This window comes from Pseudomonas sp. IT-93MI4, from assembly GCF_949767635.1.
GTDB classification, from domain to species: domain Bacteria; phylum Pseudomonadota; class Gammaproteobacteria; order Pseudomonadales; family Pseudomonadaceae; genus Aquipseudomonas; species Aquipseudomonas putida_A.
This window is the reverse complement of sequence record NZ_CATKPP010000055.1, coordinates 172,364-189,663: the sequence shown is the minus strand read 5'-3', so window position 1 is coordinate 189,663 and position 17,300 is coordinate 172,364. Positions and strand designations below refer to the sequence as shown.

General features: G+C 51.9%; 15 protein-coding genes. 12 read left to right on the top strand and 3 right to left on the bottom strand.

Annotation, left to right across the window (positions count from 1 at the left end; translation table 11 throughout):
- Positions 1-245: 245 nt before the first annotated feature.
- From ACM6I7_RS21865 to ACM6I7_RS21820, 10 genes are all read left to right on the top strand, one after another.
- Positions 246-1,085 (top strand): hypothetical protein, encoded by an 840-nt coding sequence (locus ACM6I7_RS21865; protein ID WP_414889329.1) that lies wholly within the window; start codon positions 246-248, stop codon positions 1,083-1,085.
- Between the two features lie 100 nt (positions 1,086-1,185).
- Complete coding sequence (locus ACM6I7_RS21860) at positions 1,186-1,467, top strand: helix-turn-helix transcriptional regulator (RefSeq protein WP_085641060.1); 282 nt, start codon at positions 1,186-1,188, stop codon at positions 1,465-1,467.
- Positions 1,464-1,769 carry a hypothetical protein gene (locus tag ACM6I7_RS21855; protein WP_414889268.1) on the top strand — a complete coding sequence of 102 codons (306 nt, stop codon included), beginning with the start codon at positions 1,464-1,466 and terminating at the stop codon, positions 1,767-1,769. The genes ACM6I7_RS21860 and ACM6I7_RS21855 overlap by 4 nt, the downstream gene beginning before the upstream one ends.
- A 531-nt stretch (positions 1,770-2,300) precedes the next feature.
- On the top strand, positions 2,301-2,585 hold the full coding sequence (locus ACM6I7_RS21850) for a hypothetical protein (RefSeq protein WP_085655303.1): 285 nt from the start codon (positions 2,301-2,303) through the stop codon (positions 2,583-2,585).
- A complete protein-coding gene (locus ACM6I7_RS21845) occupies positions 2,582-2,854 on the top strand; it encodes a DUF3077 domain-containing protein (protein WP_414889267.1) in 273 nt (90 codons plus the stop codon). The genes ACM6I7_RS21850 and ACM6I7_RS21845 overlap by 4 nt, the downstream gene beginning before the upstream one ends.
- Positions 2,851-5,769, top strand: coding sequence for a DUF927 domain-containing protein (locus tag ACM6I7_RS21840; protein ID WP_414889266.1), 2,919 nt, complete (start codon positions 2,851-2,853; stop codon positions 5,767-5,769). The genes ACM6I7_RS21845 and ACM6I7_RS21840 overlap by 4 nt, the downstream gene beginning before the upstream one ends.
- An 88-nt stretch (positions 5,770-5,857) precedes the next feature.
- Complete coding sequence (locus ACM6I7_RS21835; RefSeq protein WP_414889265.1) at positions 5,858-6,721, top strand: hypothetical protein; 864 nt, start codon at positions 5,858-5,860, stop codon at positions 6,719-6,721.
- Positions 6,722-6,775: 54 nt separating this feature from the next.
- Positions 6,776-6,964, top strand: coding sequence for a hypothetical protein (locus tag ACM6I7_RS21830; RefSeq protein ID WP_414889264.1), 189 nt, complete (start codon positions 6,776-6,778; stop codon positions 6,962-6,964).
- Between the two features lie 63 nt (positions 6,965-7,027).
- Complete coding sequence (locus ACM6I7_RS21825; protein WP_414889263.1) at positions 7,028-7,393, top strand: histone-like nucleoid-structuring protein, MvaT/MvaU family; 366 nt, start codon at positions 7,028-7,030, stop codon at positions 7,391-7,393.
- 742 nt (positions 7,394-8,135) lie between these two features.
- The gene (locus ACM6I7_RS21820) at positions 8,136-10,610 is read left to right on the top strand and encodes a hypothetical protein (RefSeq protein ID WP_414889262.1); all 2,475 of its coding nucleotides are present in this window, start codon (positions 8,136-8,138) and stop codon (positions 10,608-10,610) included.
- Positions 10,611-10,716: 106 nt separating this feature from the next.
- On the opposite strand, the gene ACM6I7_RS21815 is transcribed toward ACM6I7_RS21820, so the two are convergent.
- Complete coding sequence (locus ACM6I7_RS21815) at positions 10,717-14,043, bottom strand: P-loop NTPase fold protein (RefSeq protein ID WP_414889261.1); 3,327 nt, start codon at positions 14,041-14,043, stop codon at positions 10,717-10,719.
- Between the two features lie 1,031 nt (positions 14,044-15,074).
- Here ACM6I7_RS21815 and ACM6I7_RS21810 point away from each other — a divergent pair.
- Together ACM6I7_RS21810 and ACM6I7_RS21805 are read left to right on the top strand one after the other, a co-directional pair.
- Positions 15,075-15,305: a hypothetical protein gene (locus tag ACM6I7_RS21810; protein ID WP_414889260.1), complete on the top strand. Its 231-nt coding sequence runs from the start codon at positions 15,075-15,077 to the stop codon at positions 15,303-15,305.
- The gene (locus tag ACM6I7_RS21805; protein ID WP_192562318.1) at positions 15,289-16,176 is read left to right on the top strand and encodes a DUF2971 domain-containing protein; all 888 of its coding nucleotides are present in this window, start codon (positions 15,289-15,291) and stop codon (positions 16,174-16,176) included. Before ACM6I7_RS21810 ends, ACM6I7_RS21805 begins: the two co-directional genes overlap by 17 nt.
- Before the next feature lie 273 nt (positions 16,177-16,449).
- On the opposite strand, the gene ACM6I7_RS21800 is transcribed toward ACM6I7_RS21805, so the two are convergent.
- Positions 16,450-16,806, bottom strand: coding sequence for a hypothetical protein (locus ACM6I7_RS21800; protein WP_414889259.1), 357 nt, complete (start codon positions 16,804-16,806; stop codon positions 16,450-16,452).
- Between the two features lie 67 nt (positions 16,807-16,873).
- Positions 16,874-17,134, bottom strand: a complete 261-nt coding sequence (locus tag ACM6I7_RS21795; RefSeq protein ID WP_027612145.1) for a DUF6429 family protein — start codon at positions 17,132-17,134, stop codon at positions 16,874-16,876.
- Positions 17,135-17,300 lie beyond the last annotated feature (166 nt).

Genomic DNA, 17,300 nt, shown 5'->3' with positions numbered 1-17,300 from the left:
TACAGGTGTAACTCGTGTAACGATGCCGGCCAAACGCCCGGATTCATTGACTTTCAATCCCGTTACACTCTTGCACGACCTTCCGTACATACGATGTAACGCACGCCGTTCGTGTAACACCAGAATAAGCCCCTCGCATGCTGCGGGCCAAATTTCTCCAAGCTGGGCCAGAGCGCAAATATCGCTGAAAACGCATCCAACTCGCAGGGCATGGGATAGAGCGTTACACGTGGAGAACCATGGGTATGATTGAAACTCACCCAATTTTGCACACGGCGCTAACCGCCGGCCTGCTTCAATATCTCTCTGGCCAACCGCTCTATGAGCTCTGCAATGAGCAGATCACTGATCTATGCGAGCTAATCAATCAATGCTGCGTACGCATCCAGAACGGCGACATCAACAGCGATATGAGCAGCATGTGTATACAGACGACGATGCATGAAGAGGCCATTTTTCAGTACGCATCAACCGACAAAAGAAACCGTCTTGCACATTGGGTTCGCCAGTACAGCAGTTGCCCTTCAGCTTCGGAGCGCGATGCATATGCAGCCTACGTAATGGCCTGCGCAGTAAAAGCGCTAAGCGCGTTAGCTGACTGGATGCGCTCTACGGAAGACGAGGCATGGTCACATGTTGCTGAACCTCCCACGGATTGTCCGTGGGATATTTATTGTCTAGTCGTAGAGGGACAGGTCGATCCCATTGAACGCATTCAGGCACTAGAACAATACGTGTTGTTTCTGGAGCCCATAACAACCCTACCCTGCTTGATCAGTGACGAGCTGACCCCAATCGCTTACAGAGCAATCGAGAACGCTATCCGCACAAAGGGCGGCATCATCAGCGGAATGGAGCGTAACGAAGAAATTGGTGCACGGGATACAGCAATCATTAAGCAAGGTCGACACTACGTGGCTAGCGGAATGTCACGGCGAAACGTGACCACGGCAGTTCACGCCTGGCTGGAACGGGAGGTCTCTAAACCACTCAAACAGCGCCCTGAGTGGGTGACACTGGAAACCGAAAAAGCGCTGACCCGCAAAAGTGTAGAGGGAATTCTCAAACGCAATTTTGTGGTGTGACCGATATTTCAATGCCATTTCAAATGGAAGTGAACTGCTCACCGCCGACCAATCTCTAGAACATTGCTCTCGTTGTCCAAATCAATCGAGAGCAATAGCTATGAACACCTCCGTCACCGATTTTCCCCGCAAGACTCCCGCCAACGCCGCCTCACTTTTTGATGCCGCTTCAACTTTAATCCGCATGCGGGAGGTGGAAGGCATCGTGGGGATGAAGCGTTCGACCATCTACAAACTGATGCAGCGCACCGACTGCGGCTTTCCGCAGCCCGTCAAACTGAGCAACAGCAACGCACGCGGCGCACCTGTCGCCTGGGTCCTTTCCGAAGTTCAAGCGTGGGCACGCAGCCGCATCGAGGCACGTGATCAGGTGGCTGCATGAGCCACAAGACTGCAAACAAAGCTTTGATGCACCCCTTTTCCGTGTTGCGACGGATCGGTTTCTCGTCTCGCGTCATGCAGCGTCTTGAACGCTACCGCAGCCAGCAGGACAGGCAAGGTCGCGTTGTCAGCGTACTCAGTTGGGCCGACGGCACCTGGTGCGCCCTCTCCCTCCATTGCGAAAAGACTGGGGCCGTTGTCGTCGACGAAGGCCAGCAGGTCGACGCTTACGAAGACGCCCGCTCCATGCTCAACGGCGGATTCCTGCCCCTTCTCTCCCTGCGCTGGGAAGCCCATGCCTGAAACGAAAACGCCTCCGGGGGCGATCCGGAGGCGTTGAGGTCAATCTACATGCACGAACAATTTATGCCGCACGTGACAAATCCGCAAGCTATCAGCGCAGTTGCACATTCGAAAAACGGACGTTACTCTCTGTCCGTCGCTGCAAATTCAGCGACCGGGTTTGGCGACCCGAGCTCATACAGGCGCACAGGCGCCCCCATACCGATTGCAGGCGCTTTTTTTGTGCCCGCATTCCTGCTTTATGGCGGCTGTGCGTGGGAGACCTTCGGGTCTGCCGGGGTCCTGTATGCCCGGTTCGCCAACCCGCGCACAGCTGCCACCCTTACATCGTTTGGCGACGATCAGTGGCAGCTCCTCACATACAGGAGCTTCACCAATGCACGCCCTCAATCCGTCCAAAATTCGCGCCGCTGCACACCGTGCAATGGCTCTCGCCGCTTTACACGCCAACTCCAGCCTCGCTACACGCCTCTCCCGCTACAACGCTCACATGGCCAAAGCACGCGCACTCGAAATCGCAGGCGGTGCCCAATGAACAACGCCCTGAGTTTTGCCCTGCCCGAAGATCTGCTCTGCGTGAATCCGACCGCAGAAGCCGGCGTACCCATCGACGCCATCACCTGCGCCATTGACCGTGCTGACTCGGTACTGACGCTGCTGGAGGATCACTTCGAAAACGAATCCTCACGCCTTGCCAATCACGTCATTGCCGCCGTCCTCTGGGACGTGCGCGGCACCCTCGGATTGATCAAAACGCTGGCCATGCACGGTGACAACACTTCGGCCCCTGCGGTGCAGAAAGGCGGTGCGCTATGAGCATTTCCACCACACCGGGCCACGCTACCTTTTCTCGCGTTAATGCCACCGACCTGAAGCTATTTCGAGTGAATGCCGGAGTACCGGTTGAGGATGCGCTCGACATGGTTTCCCAGCTGCAGCATCACGCCAATCAACTGACCCTTGCCACCGCCATGAGCGACCACGGCGAGCGCTTCAGTTGGCCTGCCCTGTACCTAGGTGAAATGGCAAAAGCGTTGATCGACGACATCAACGATGCGTTGTTTTTGCCGAGGGCTGACGCATGAGCCAGCGCCCGAACAGCACCGCAAAACGTCCAAGCTTCGCCGACGTGAAAGCCGCCGCGCTGAGAGACATTGATCGTGTCTTGTCGCATTGGTTGCCTAACGGCAAGCGCGTGGATGGCGGCAAGGAATACACCGCTCCGAATCCGACCCGCAGCGACAAGCGCGCCGGTTCGCTCAAGGTCAACTTGAGCAAGGGCACCTGGGCCGACTTCGCCACCGGCGACAAAGGCGGCGACCTGATTGATCTGGTGCGCTATCTGGACGGCGGCACCGACGTCGAAGCGTGCAACAAGCTGGCTGATTGGCTAAACGTTGCGCCCGGCGCCGCAAAGATTACGGTCGCCCCGCCTAAGGCCAAGGCGCCGACATGGAACGCCATCCAGCCGATCCCGAACGAGGCCATGAACAAGTGCCCGGCCAAGCACCGTGATCACGGCGTACCGTCGAAGGTGTGGATCTATCGCGACACACAGGGTCAGCCACTCATGGCGCTGTATCGCTTTGACCTCGGCCCGGATGAGGACGGCAAGCCGAAGAAGGTCTTTGCACCGCTGACGTGGTGTCAGCGCTCCGATGGTCAAACCACGCAATGGCGCTGGCAGGGTCTGCCGGATCCACGTCCACTGCTGCGCCTTGATGAACTGGCCCAGCGCGCTGACACGCCGGTGGTTTTGTGCGAAGGCGAGAAAGCCGCCGACGCTGCCACCGAACTACTGCCGAACTACGTGGCCACCTGTTGGCCGAACGGTTCCAACTCCTGGCACAAAGCCGATCTGACGCCGCTCAAAGGCCGCGATGTTGTGCTGTGGCCGGACAACGACGACAGCGGTAAAACCTGCATGGCTACCGTCGCCGAGAAGCTGCGTGAAATCGGCGCCGCCTCGGTCCGAGTCATCGCGCTGGAGGTGTTTAAACGCAAGCCGACGTTGAAGAACGACCATGCCGCGTTCGCCAAAGGTGGTCAATGGGATGACGGCGACGATGCCGCCGATGCGCTCGCCAAAGGCTGGGCCGCCGGCCACTTCGCCAAACTGGAAAGCAGCGGCGAGCTGTTCGGATTGATCGAAAAAGCGCCGGTAGTTGGCCAGGTGAAAGCCGAGTCGGCACCGGAGTCGGAACCTAAACCCAAAGCAGCAGCCAAGCGCCCGGCAAAATCGAAAAACGACCTTATGCCGGGCGGCTTTCGCCTGACGCCCGAAGGTGTGTTTTATGCCGGCGATGACGGTGAAGCACGCCCGGTTTGTTCGCCGCTGGCAATCCTCGCACGTACCCGCGACGAGAAGGGCCACAACTGGGGTTTGCTGGTCGAGTTTGACGACCCCGACGGCACCAAAAAACGCTGGAACATCCCGGCACGCACCATGACCGGCGACTTCGGCAAGGACGTGCTCGGCCCATTGGTGGACATGGGGTTGCGTCTGGCCGGCAGTCGCTCGGGGCGCAACGCACGCAACGATTTGCAGAGTTACCTGGGCGGCTTCGACAGTGCTCAACGTGCGCGTCTGGTCACTCGTTTGGGCTGGCATGACAGCGCCTTTCTCCTGCCTGAGCAACAGGTCGGCACGCATAGCGAGCACCTGCATTTTTACGAGGCCGGCGCGCAGCTTCCGCCGATCAGCGAAGCGGGCACACTCGAACAATGGCAGCAGCAGATCGGCGCGCTGTGCATCGGCAATCATCGCTTGGCGTTTGTCGTCGGCGTGGCCTTCGCCGGCCCGCTGCTGTACATGCTCGGCCACGAATCGGGCGGCTTTCACCTTTACGGCGACAGCTCTGGCGGCAAGACCACACACCTTCAGGTTGCCGCCTCGATCTACGGCGGGCCGCGTCTGGTGCGTTCATGGCGCTCGACCGACAACGCGCTGGAGTCCATCGCTGCCGCGCATTCCGACGGGCTTCTGGTGCTCGATGAAATCGGCATGTGTGATGCCCGCATCATCGGCGAGACGGTGTACATGCTCGGCAACGGTACCGGCAAGGCCCGCGCCAATGATCGAGGCCAAGCGGGCCGACAGGTGCAGGAATGGCGCCTGCTGTTTCTCTCCACCGGCGAGAAAACCTTGGCCCAGCACATGGCCGAAGCCAACAAGGAACTGAAAGCCGGTATGGAGGTACGGATGCTCGCCGTCCCGGCCGATGCCAGCAAAGGCCTCGGCATGTTCGACACACTCAACGGGTTTGAGGACGCCGCGGCTCTGTCCGACGCACTAAAGGCGCGAGTGGCGAACTACTACGGCACACCGATCACCGCGTTCCTCACCGCCCTGTGTGAGCCGGGCAAGCAACACGGCTGGGCTGCCATCCTGCGCCGCACGCTGGAAGGTTTTATTGCCAAGTCGCTCCCCGCCTCTGCCAGCGGACAGGCACACCGTGCGGCCGCTCGCTTCGGCCTCGCCGCCGCAGCAGGCGAGCTGGCCACCGCAATGGGCATCACTGGCTGGCCGGATGGAACGGCTACCACCGCTGCACGTGTGTGCCTGAACGCATGGCTGAACGAGCGCGGTGGTGCCGGTAACTTCGAGGGAGAGGCCATTCTCGCTCGCCTACGCCAAGTCATCGAACGCTTTGGCGAAAGTCGCTTCACCCGCTGGGAATCGGCGGCAGCGAAGATCGACGAACACGGTCCGCGCACCATCGACCGTCTCGGTTTTCGCAAGACGCTGGAACACGGCATGGGCGACACCATGCACACCACCAACACCTATTACGTGCTGACCGAGGCGTGGCGCTCGGAGATCTTCCGAGGCATGAACCTCACGGCGGTGAACAAGGAGCTACTGCAGCGCGGTGTGTTGGAACCGAGCAGCGACGGTAAGGCGTCGAGTTTGGTGCGTCTGCCTGGCCTTGGCCAGCAACGCTGCTACATCGTGAAAGTGATTCCGGGAACGGATGACGGCGAGGCACGGGCTGCCTGAGGGCAACTCTGCTGATCGAGGTAACGCCGGCTCATTCCCGGCCTCGCCAGCCGAATCACTCAAATCAAACTCATCAAGGACAACAAACATGACAATGAATGAATTGAAACAGCAACTCGCCGAATTGATTGCCGAGAAAGAAGCCATTGAAAACAGTCTTCCCATCTTGCACGCGGAATGGAGCAATGCGCCTAACAACTACAGCCCAATCGGCAACATGATTGGAAGCCCTGAGAGGAGTGCCGCGATGGATCGATACTCCAGTGCCGAATGCCGCTTGCGAGCAATTCCATCCTCAATCAGTCGTATCGAGGAAAAGATGGCTTACCTGGAGCGCATTGAGCACGTCGAAGAAATCAGGGCAAAGTCGATCCAGACCATGTCCGAAGCTGCCGCTGAAATCGAAGCGCTGAAGCAGACACAATCGCACCTGACCCAACGCCTTCAGACCATTCAGTCGGATGCGCAACTATCCCTGGAGAAAGCACAGCAGGCAGAACGAGACGCTGCGAGTCTGTATGCACGTAGCCTTGCGAGTGGTGATAGCGACGGGGAAAAATCGGCTAACAGCGAAATGCAGAAGGCAGCCAAACAACTCGCCGCCACCGATGAGCACGTCAGAAGACAAGAACTCATCATGGAGGCCTTGCAGGCTGAGCTCGACTCCCTTGAAGCAAAAATCGCCGCTGCGCAGCAACGGGAGAGCGATGCAAAAGAATCGGCCCTGAGCGCTGTAAAGCTGACACTGGAAGAACAGTGGAACGCCGCTGCGGAACACTTGGTAGCCCTGGGCGCACGGATACTCGCGGCGGACTACGCAAAAGGGAACTCGGGATATGGTTTCTCCGACCTTGATATACCTCGGTTCGGTCCATTTCGCACGGATCTACGTCGATCAGACCTAGCTACCGCGGCCCGCTCTATCAGCGCAGAGGATCTGCTGGCAGCTTGAACCCGAAGCAGCCCGCCAACGCGGGCTGCTTAGAACCTCATCAGGACAAAGATCATGATCACTCCAATACAAAGCAGTGCGAACTGGACAGACACATTGAAGGCGCGCAGAAACCACTTGACCGCGCTGATTAAAATTGTGGACATCAAAACCGGCAAGGTCTCAAATGTTCAAACACTGACGGTAAACTTAATCAAGAACGAGATGAGCTACATCGAAGACCAGTTGAAGGGGCGAAAGTAAGCTGAACTCCGTGCTGTAATACACTTCAGATAGATATCGCTAAACACAACACAAGGAATGCACATGTCCAAACTCGCCGAATACCGTCAGCTAGAAAAACACCTTGCCGAACAGCTTCAGGCGCTGGAAGCATTGAAGAGCGACGGAGCACTGAAAAAAGAGATCGAGTTTGAGACCAAGCTCCGTGAATTGCTCGCCCAGTACGGCTTCAGCCTCAAGCACATCGTCAACCTACTAGACCCACAGAGCAGCGCACGCGGCAAAGCGCCTGTTCAAGCGCCAGGCACGCGTAAACCTCGAGAGCTGAAGACGTATAAGAACCCGCACACTGGTGAAGTGGTTGAAACCAAAGGCGGCAATCACAAGACCCTAAAAGAGTGGAAAACCAAACACGGTTCCGACATGGTTGAAAGCTGGCTGAAAAAGTAAGATCGCTGCACCTAAAAAAGGGCCCAAATGGGCCCTTTTTGTCATTTTTTACATTGCTGATTTACCTACAATATCAGGGTCCTGCTGGAATCCAGCACTATGGGGCTCTGCTGCATAACCACACCTGTCGGAGCACCACCGGCTAACCCACTAATGGAGCTAGCGCCCCCGGTGTATTTGATCTTTTCACGGGCCTCTATGTTGCCCGCTGCCCAGACTTTTTGAACCTTCTTATAGGAAGTGCCCCTCCTAAGGCTGCTCCGATCCAGCCTCCGTGTTTCACAACCGTAGCCGCATTGACGACGCCCTCCGCGTGACGGGCCTAACCTGAAGATTGACTAGGAGCACAGTTCGGCTGATAGCTGCCCTTCACGAACGTCTTCTATCGGCCCAGATTGTGTAAAAACACTTCACCAAAATTGAAGTGTGCGCATCTACGTTTAATCTGAAATTTATAGGCACGTCAGCAGATGTGGATTTCGCATAGGAACGCGACTTTTAGTCCGGTTTTGAGTAACTGTCGCGCTCAAGAACGTTTTTACATAGCTTCGGCCATAAGCGGAGACCAAGGAGCGACCAGTATTAACCGTCGGGTATCGATGAGGTTGCGCTAACATTGCCCGGGGCGCTTCGGAATCAGTTGTGATCTGCGTCCTCTTTATAAAATGGATAAGCTTCGACTTTTATTCCACGTGACTTGAACTATGGTGAATAGGACGATCAGCTTAGCAGGGAGAAGGATATGCGAGCGCCATTTGAAATGACTGAGGGGATGGGGTTTCTGCGCAAAATATTAGAGAGTTACCCTGCTGGAAGTGAACATTGGAACGAGGCACAAAACCGGTTTCAATTCGTTGACAGGTTGTTGACTGAGTGTTTGGGATGGGAAAAACCAAATATTACGGTTGAGCTAACAGATGAGATGAATGGGAGATCGGACTACGCATTAGGCACACCCGTCAGGGCGGTTTTGGAAGCAAAGAAAGAGGCAATTATTTTTGATATACCTCCTTCTAATTCATCTATTGTGATTCGCAAGCTTCAACCATTAATCGTCGCATCTAAAAGCTTTAAGGATGCCGTCAATCAAGTAATACCTTATTGCGCAATTAAAGGCGCGCAAATCGCAATTATCTGCAATGGGCCGCAGATTGCAATTTTTCAAGCCATTACTCCGGGATTTCCACCACTAGAAGGGGAGTGTTATTTCTTCAATGGATTTCAGTCGTATATCGATCATTTTCCTCTTTTATGGAAAATACTCTCTCCAGAGGGGATAGAAGAAAACCATGCGAATAGAGATTTGGCACTGCATCGCAACCCCAGAATTCCTCCTAAGGGCTCTACAGTTATCGCCGAACCTTTCAAGTATAGATATAGAAATGACTTTCAAGAAAACCTGAGATCGTTATCATCGCTACTTCTGGAGGAAATAGAAGACAACCCAGAACTAAAACCAGATTTTTACAAAGAATGCTACATCGGAATTGAGGCGAACAACAGACACCTTCTATTAAGTAAAAATATAATTACGGCTCGTTATCGAAGAGCTGGAGAGCTAGGGGTCGCACCTTCCGCTCTAGATGAAATAACTGGAGTTGACCAAAATGGAAACTTACAAATTAGTGACCCTTCCCTGCTTGGGAAGATGGGCTCTCGCCCCATAGTGGTGATTGGAGATGTGGGCGTTGGAAAAACATCTTTTTTCGAAAACTTATTTGAAAGTCTCACCAGCACAGACCAAGCAAATACATATTTTTTAAATATAAATCTCGGCATAAAGGCGACCTTGAGCAAAGACATAAAAACTTACATACTCGAAGAGGTACCTAGAACACTTAAGAGCAAGTATAGCGTCGACATAAACACTGCCGCCTTTGCTAATGCAATATATCATCAGGACTTGATGGATTTCGATTCAACTGTAAATGGAAATCTGAAAGATTCAAATCCAGAACAGTACAATTTGGAAAGAGCCAGGTATCTTACAGCTAAAATCGATCAAAAGGACATGCATTTACAGGCCGCTTTAGGGCACCTCAGTCGAGGCCGAAACAAACAAATAATTATGGTGCTAGACAATGCAGATCAACGCTCATTCGAAGTTCAGCAAGAAACATTTCTCATTGCCCAAGAGTTCGCAGCATCTCGAAACTTATCGGTATTCGTAGCATTAAGACCAAGTACGTTTTATCTCTCTAAAACTACCGGAGCACTTTCTGCGTATCAAAATAAAGTTCTTACTATATCTCCTCCTCCCGCAGACGAGGTTATTCAGAAAAGGCTTATATTTGCGGTCAGAGTGGCAGAAGGCAAAGTGGCTCCCGCCGCATTGCAAGATATTAGGCTAAACCTGAAAAATGTGGTGCTTTTCTTAAATGCAACTTTGCGCTCAATAAGAACAAGTGATTCTATTAAACAGTTTTTAAGTAATGTAACTGGAGGAAACACACGCTCAGTCATTGAACTGATCACTGGTTTTTTTGGAAGCCCAAATGTTGATTCCAAGAAAATAGTTAACATTGAAGAAGAGAAAGGCGGATACAGGATACCACTCCACGAATTTACGAAGCATAGCTTGCTGGGGGAATATGCCTACTTCAACTCCCAATCTTCATTTGTTGCGTGCAACATATTTGATGTTGTTAGTGCTGCCGACCCGCGAGAACACTTCCTATCCTGTCTGATTGTTGCATATCTCAGCTCCAATATGGGCGTGGTAGATAATGATGGATTTTTGGCTGGTAGAAATATAATTTCGGAGATTAGCGGCCATGGCTATGTGGATGATCAAATAACTAGAGCTTTAAAGTCTTTAGCTACGAAGCGACTAATTGAAACACCTTACGCACACTACCGCGAAGTTCCGCTGGCAGAGCATGAGCGAATTGATCAATTGCATTATAGAGCGACTTCAGTTGGGATCTACCATGTTCGTCATTGGGCAGGGTCATTTGCATTCTTAGATGCAATGTCAACTGACACCCCAATCTTCGACGAAGCTGCAAGAGAAATAATTTGCAATCTTGCGTCTTCCTTTTCAATCCATGATAGATATACCAAAACTGTAACTTTTAGAGATTACCTCAAAGCGCAATGGCTGCTATCGAGTATAAATGTCAACTATTTCGACTTTACAAACTTGCTCAACGGGCAGGAAAACTCTTTTCTCACTGTCTCTAATCACATTGGAAGCCGGCCTACTCATCATAGATGATGAAACTGATGAGTTTTCAAGCAATTTGCGGATGGTCGTAAGCGGTCAGCTGGGACCGCTTACGATCAAAAATGGACATCCTTAACTATGCCCCCCCAATCGCTAATTAATTAGCATCCGTTCCGCTAGTAAGCTTGCTCAACGACCTGAGCAATTTAACAAATCCTCTAGTCTGAGCGAATTTTCCGTGAAGCGCAGGCATGCGGTCAGCTACCTTCAACACAGCAGAACCCACCGCCTCACGTAATTCCTTGGAGGAGTACCTGTAATCCGCAATTTGCCCTGCTTTGGAGTCAAACACCTTCGCAACCCCGTCGGTATCTGAAGGATGACGAGCAATATAGTCAAGCACCATTACCAGTCGGCCTACTTCTTGAGGATTGGTCGGCTGAACATCCGGGATCAATTTGCCATAGTGGTTGAGGATCGGCATGAGGATATCCAACTGAACACTGTCTGAATAGAGCAGCGACCTCAAGCGTACTCCAATGAGGAGCTTCTGCTGCATGTCCAGGATAGTCAATATGGAGTCGATCATGTCGATACGAGACGAAGTGAGCTTACCCCCCTCAACTTGACCAGCAGCGTCATTGATTGCTTGGATAACTGCATCATTAGCAATCTCAGCAGTTTTCTCGATGCCGGTCTCGCGCTCAAGGCCTTTGATGATTGCACGATATTGAGGCGCTCCCTTCTCGATGCATACAATCCAACCCTCAACTGTACCTCCAGTGGACACGAAGTGCTCAAGGAGCGACCGCCTGAAGATAGGAAGATACTGAGCGCCTGGCTCAAAAATCATGTCGATGAGCAGGGGGTCGACTGTCGTAGCATTCTCACCGAACTTCTTCGTCAAGAGATCCCAAGGATTGAGCCACCTCAGAACCTCATTTGCCCCAATACCATAAGGAGAAACTGCGCTTGTCACCGAACTAAAGTTTTGAACCATCCACTCCACTCGAATACTTAGAATTTTTTCGGATTTTATGAGATCCGCAAGATAGCCTCCGACTAGGCTTTTGGTCTCCTTTGGCTCAAGTAGGTCAAACAGCAGTTGGGCTGACAGACTCGCCGCACCCAGAGCACGGAACAGGATTGAGGAAAACACCTCTTTTATATCAGGCACCAACAAGAGGGCTGCCGAATCTTTCTGGCGTATATAAATAATTGCCGCTGCCGCCCTAACTACGGCGCTGGGATTTGTTTCGAGCAATGAGGTGATGGTCGACAGAATGACCGGATCAATTTTCTTCGCCAGTGCCAGGCCGATGACTGCAGAAATCTCATCACCCGGAACGCTACAGAGTTTAACCAATTCGGCAACGTCCTCTGCCGAGATGCCCGACTGGATACCTTGATGCAAACTACGTGATCCGTAGGCCCAAATAACAGCCCGCTCGGTTTCAGACGGAGCCAGTGGAATCATCGACATTGGGTATGCTTCACTACTACCGATCTGCTGATTCGCTATACCATATGCAGCGGGATTTGAAGACAGTAGTTTGAACTTCTCAGCAGTGATGACGCGAAGCTCTGAAATTACCGGAAGGAGATGCATTATGTAATCAGCCCGTATCACCTCAAAAGATTCAACAGGTAACTCGAGTGCATCCAGGTACCAATCATACTCAACTAACAGATGGCGAACGGGATCGGTAGATGTGCCAGCGACTAGATCATTAAGAACCCCCTTCAACTCGCTCCTCAAACCATCACCATGTTCTGAAAGCAAATTGGCATCCATTCCCTGACTGATGCAGTATTTACAAGCATCGTAGAAAGCTTCGTCACCAGGTATGTCACCGGAGAACAAGGTAAGTTTTGCACTGTTGAGAATTGGCAGTATGCTTAATAACCATTCACCGTTGTATTTTTTATGAGCGGCAGTGAGGGTTGGTAGCAACTGATAAAGGGTTGGCCGATTAGAGACCAGTCGTTTAAATGCATCGGTAAAGCCGAACAATGACACTAGCCCGAACAGCTTATCTTCGTCCCTTGATGCAAACGCATCTTGCAATGGACTGTCTAGGAGTTCGGCGATTGCGATTTCACCCGACGTGAGGAAATGAATCTGCAACAACTGAATTTGCCAGCCGGACTCCATGCCATTGCCTACAATGGCAGTCAACAGTTTGATCGTCTCCTGAACCTTCGCAGATGCATCCTCACCCGCATCCTCAGCATACTTCTTGGAGAAACCATCGACTCTGATGACTTCATTCAAAGGATGTTCGGTGTACTTACACAACAAAAGGTGTGCAGCGATACAAAGCAGATTGGTTCTCTCTCCTACGACCAGTGAGGTGGTTGCAATATCGTTGATAAATTTCTTCTGCAGGCGGGGCGTGACAAGGTTGTTCACCATGGGGCTGTGGCGTTGGAGCAGAAGTGCGCAATGCTCTGCAATATCCAATTCGTGGCCGTCATACGAATAGGACCACAATCGCCTGAAACCATCCTTCCAGCCCGAGGCGATCACTGGAGGCGAGCGGAACACCACCGGAAATTTCTTCGCGATGAAGTCCTTAGAATCGTAGGTCCGGTCAGCATCCGCTCGAAGATAAGCTGCCACCTTGGTAGAGCAGAATGGAACTACAACCGTAAGATTTTCTGCCTCTGCAACAGAGGTAAAAATCTCCAGGTCACTCCAAACTGCCCGCAAACTATCCTTGGGCAGACGGTCTAAGTTGTCCAGAATCACAACATATTGGTTGTTGGCAACGGCCCGTAGTTGGTTTGTTAGAGTACGCTTTAGGTCAAGAGGAGTCACTTCTTTTGCCACGACGATTTTCTCGTTGATCGTGTCATCTGTTGACCCTTTGAACAGACTAAGAAGGCTCCACTTCTCACCGTCCTCTTCGACCACATCCCGGTTCCTGAACCACGCCGCAAGCACTACCAAAAGCGGCGTGAGAAATACGAACAAATGAATCAGGAATAGGGACCAATCTACTGGCTTGGCTCGCCAGATCGTGAAAATTTCTTTGAAAGAGGTGGACGAGAAGAACACGCTCACGACGAGGGCAATTGCCCACGCACTCAATCTGCTAGTTGTTTTCTTCTTATAAGTAAATTGCCGACCGAGAGCCTTGTCCCGACATTCTTTGATCAGCTTCTCCTCGGAACTACCCTGTTTAACATCGCTGAGCACTACGTCCGTGAACAACTCAATGAAGTTACTTTTCGTGGAGCCCTGATAGTTCTGTTCACAGTCGAAAAACCAGACCCGATAGTCAGCTTTCTCCTTGACCAGCTTGGCCTTGAGCATCTGAAGAATAGAGCTCTTACCGGAACCGAACTCGCCGTCCAGACCGATCACCCTTGAAGAGCTCGGCGAACAAATGTATTGCCGCATCGCCTCAGCAACCTTTTCATGGCTGCCACCTGGAAACACATCTTCGTCAGCCGGATGTTCAGAATGGAATTTTATCAATTGATTTGATTCCTACCTGTAAGCCAATATTCCATAACCCTTCCCTCGGGATGCAAACTCTTCTCCGACGGTAACCTAGGAGGTGGCATTTTGTCATCTCGTGGAGAAAGCCAACCTTCCCTCCCTGACATACGTCCGCTTTTGGCCCAGAGTATGTAAAAACGCTTCGCCAAAATTGAAGTGTGCGCATCTACGTTAAATCTGAAATTTATCGGCACATCAGCAGAAGTTGATTTCGCGCAGAAGCGCGATTTTCAGTCCGGTTTTGAGTAACTGTCGCGCTCAAAAACGTTTTCACACACCATCGGCCGAAAGCAGTCTCTTGCTACTGCCTGCAAATTGCTGACGCAGCTGATGACTTGATTCCAGGTGATTACCGACGGCTAACCAATACCAACGAGCGGTGAACCAATTTGGCGCCCCCTTCACCTGAAACTGTTACACGACTTGACTCAGTTACACGCTTGAAAACTAGCGTCTCAGATCGGTGTAACAGGGATAAAAATCAATAAATACAATATCTTATCGATTTACGTTACACCGGTTACACGAGTTACACCGAATTTTGATCAGATACGACCCCCGCTCCCCGATAGCTCTGATACCTCCAGCGAACTTCAGGTGCATCTCCCGCGGTCTGGCGGGGGGCCCTGAGGCTTTCATTGAGACACGGGGTCGGAAACCCGCGGAACCTTGTTAGCGGGAGAACTCCCAGCTTAGTGAACAGGTGAACTCGGTGAATTGCCTGTTCACCTGTGCATTTGCCCTATGTGTTCACCGATCAGAGATCACCGTTACCGTTCCGGTAACGATGCCCCTTTTTCTTCAAGATCCTTTCAATTTCAACGATTGAATTTCAGTAAGCTGGAGCACGCTCCGCTACCAAAGTCCCGCGGGTTTCCGACCCCGTGTAAGAAGAATACTCTCAGGGTCCCCAGTGGTATTTGGGTAACCGCCGGCATACGATGCTCGGACTAGGCTCATTGACTGGAACGTTCGCTGACCGCAGGCTGTAAAAATGGGAACAATTCATGGAAGACAAAGCACTACTGATTTCGGTACTAAAACGCATCAACGAAAACCAAATCGCGTTAGGGGCTGCTGTAGAAGAGCTTTCGAACTGGGTTGAACAACGTGGCTCCATAGACGTGGCTGATAACGTTCGAGGCGCCCTGGCTGCTTTGGATAGGAATGAAGGGTTTCTGACTCTCGCCTTAATCTCACTTTCTGCTGAGGCTGGCTCTGATGCAAAGCCCGAGTGAATCTGACGCTTCTTCCCAGACGACACCGCCGCGACTGTTCAAATATCTACATTCCGACCGGATCGATGTCTTGGAGGCGTGCAAAATTTGCTTCTCCTCTTCGCTCAACCTCAATGACCCGTTTGAGCTGAAGCCCCCTGTACGCCTTTATGAATCAGACGAATCGATGTGGGCTATGGTCGATGAGCTGCTGCCCGCCCTGATCGAAGAGACGCTCGCCGAGCTACCTCCCCCCTTTAGGAATCAAGCGACGAAAAGGCAAATTGAGTCTCGGGCGCGAGCTCAATTGCTTTCGAAAGATAATGGCTTCCTCAAAATCCTGAAGGAGCTAACTCCTGCCCTTCACTCACGCTTTAATCAAGTAATGGAAAACAGAGTTGGTATTCTTTGCCTGACGGAGAAACCCGACGACATTTTGATGTGGGCGCACTACGCGTGCTCCCATGAGGGCTTTGTGATCGAATTCGATCCAGAGTCAGTTTTTTTTAATCAGCGGCGATCTGCAAAAGATGAATTCAGGCACCTCAGGCCTGTTCAATACTCAAATGTCAGGCCATCACTGATCTTCGATAATGCCGATATGAAAGCCATGCTCACGAAGAGCGAGCATTGGTCCTACGAACGAGAGTGGCGAATGATGGTGGACTTGAATGACGCTACAACTGTTCTGTCGGTTCACGAGAAAACCTACCACCTTTTTGAGTTCCCCTCCTCCTGCATCAAGTCTGTGATACTAGGAGCTCGCATGCCCCAGGCCATTAGGGCAAAATTTCTTGAACTGATCGGCGAAAACTCGATGCTCGCTCACGTCAGCTGTTACCAGGCATCAACCGATGACGTCCTTTTCAAACTAAATATCGATCCGACGTGAGATACGAATAGCAAGGAACGGCTTGTATCCCTATCTGTATCCCTCACTGTATAATTTGTCCGCAAGCCACGAATTATATAGAACGCACGAGTCTCCCTCGGGCACCAAAATTAAGAAAGGTCTTGCTTAGCAAGGCCTTTTTTTTCGTCTGGCGGAAAGAGCCTCCTCTTCAATTAATGGCCACCTGCTCACCAGCGATGAGACCGGTTGCGCGATAAACTTGGCGCAGTATTGATCGCTAAAAGCGAAGAACTTCAGACGCTTGCCACAAGCTCAAAGCCTGCTGTCGATTTCTTGCCACATATGGTCGTAGTTGTATTTCAACCAACGAATCAGCAACTTGTCGAACAACCTGCGAAACCAATTACGCTGCCGCGCCACAAGCCTTTCCTCTATCTCGCCCCTGAGCCAATCAGGGTCAAAACCTGTCCAGACAGTCGGCAAGACCGCTGCAATGTTCATAAAGCACACCGGCGCTACTTCTGAATAAAAAATCTCGTAGAGCACCGCTGGATCGACGCCTTTTAGCTGGCATGCGATGTAATCGTAATCAGTGGGAAAATGGTTGAACGGTTCGGACAGTGCAGCTCTAACGTTTTTCAGTTGTGGTTCATTCAGAAAATGCTCCAACGGGAAAACCCCTCCATTTGCGTTCCACTGGCGCGGCGCAGTTCAAACGACGAGCCGATACAGGAACTCAGATATCTGGATCAGGCGCACGCGGGGCTTGAACAACTCCCCCAAACAAACGCTCAGCTATCTGACGACCTCGTTCCTGGCCCTCCTCCGTCAACCAGATCGATTTGTTCCTGTTTACCGGATTACTGATGAGACCCTGTTCATGCAATCGGTTCATGACTTCAAAATCGAATCCTTTCCATGCATTGCCGTCGTCGGAACTGAAAGCGGCCAACAGGGCAAGCACAGCCTCTTCAATCAACTTTTCGTCGTATTCCATGATCGTCGCTCCGCTCATGTGTCTGAACTAACGTTGAGTTTGTCTGGCACCTCATACTCGCTGGCTATCCTGAGAAACTCGTTCTGTTGCTTAGGTCATTGAATGTCTCGGCGCTGTCCGTGCAACCTGTTTTGCCTAAGGACTGCACCTGATGCGTCCGCTCAGT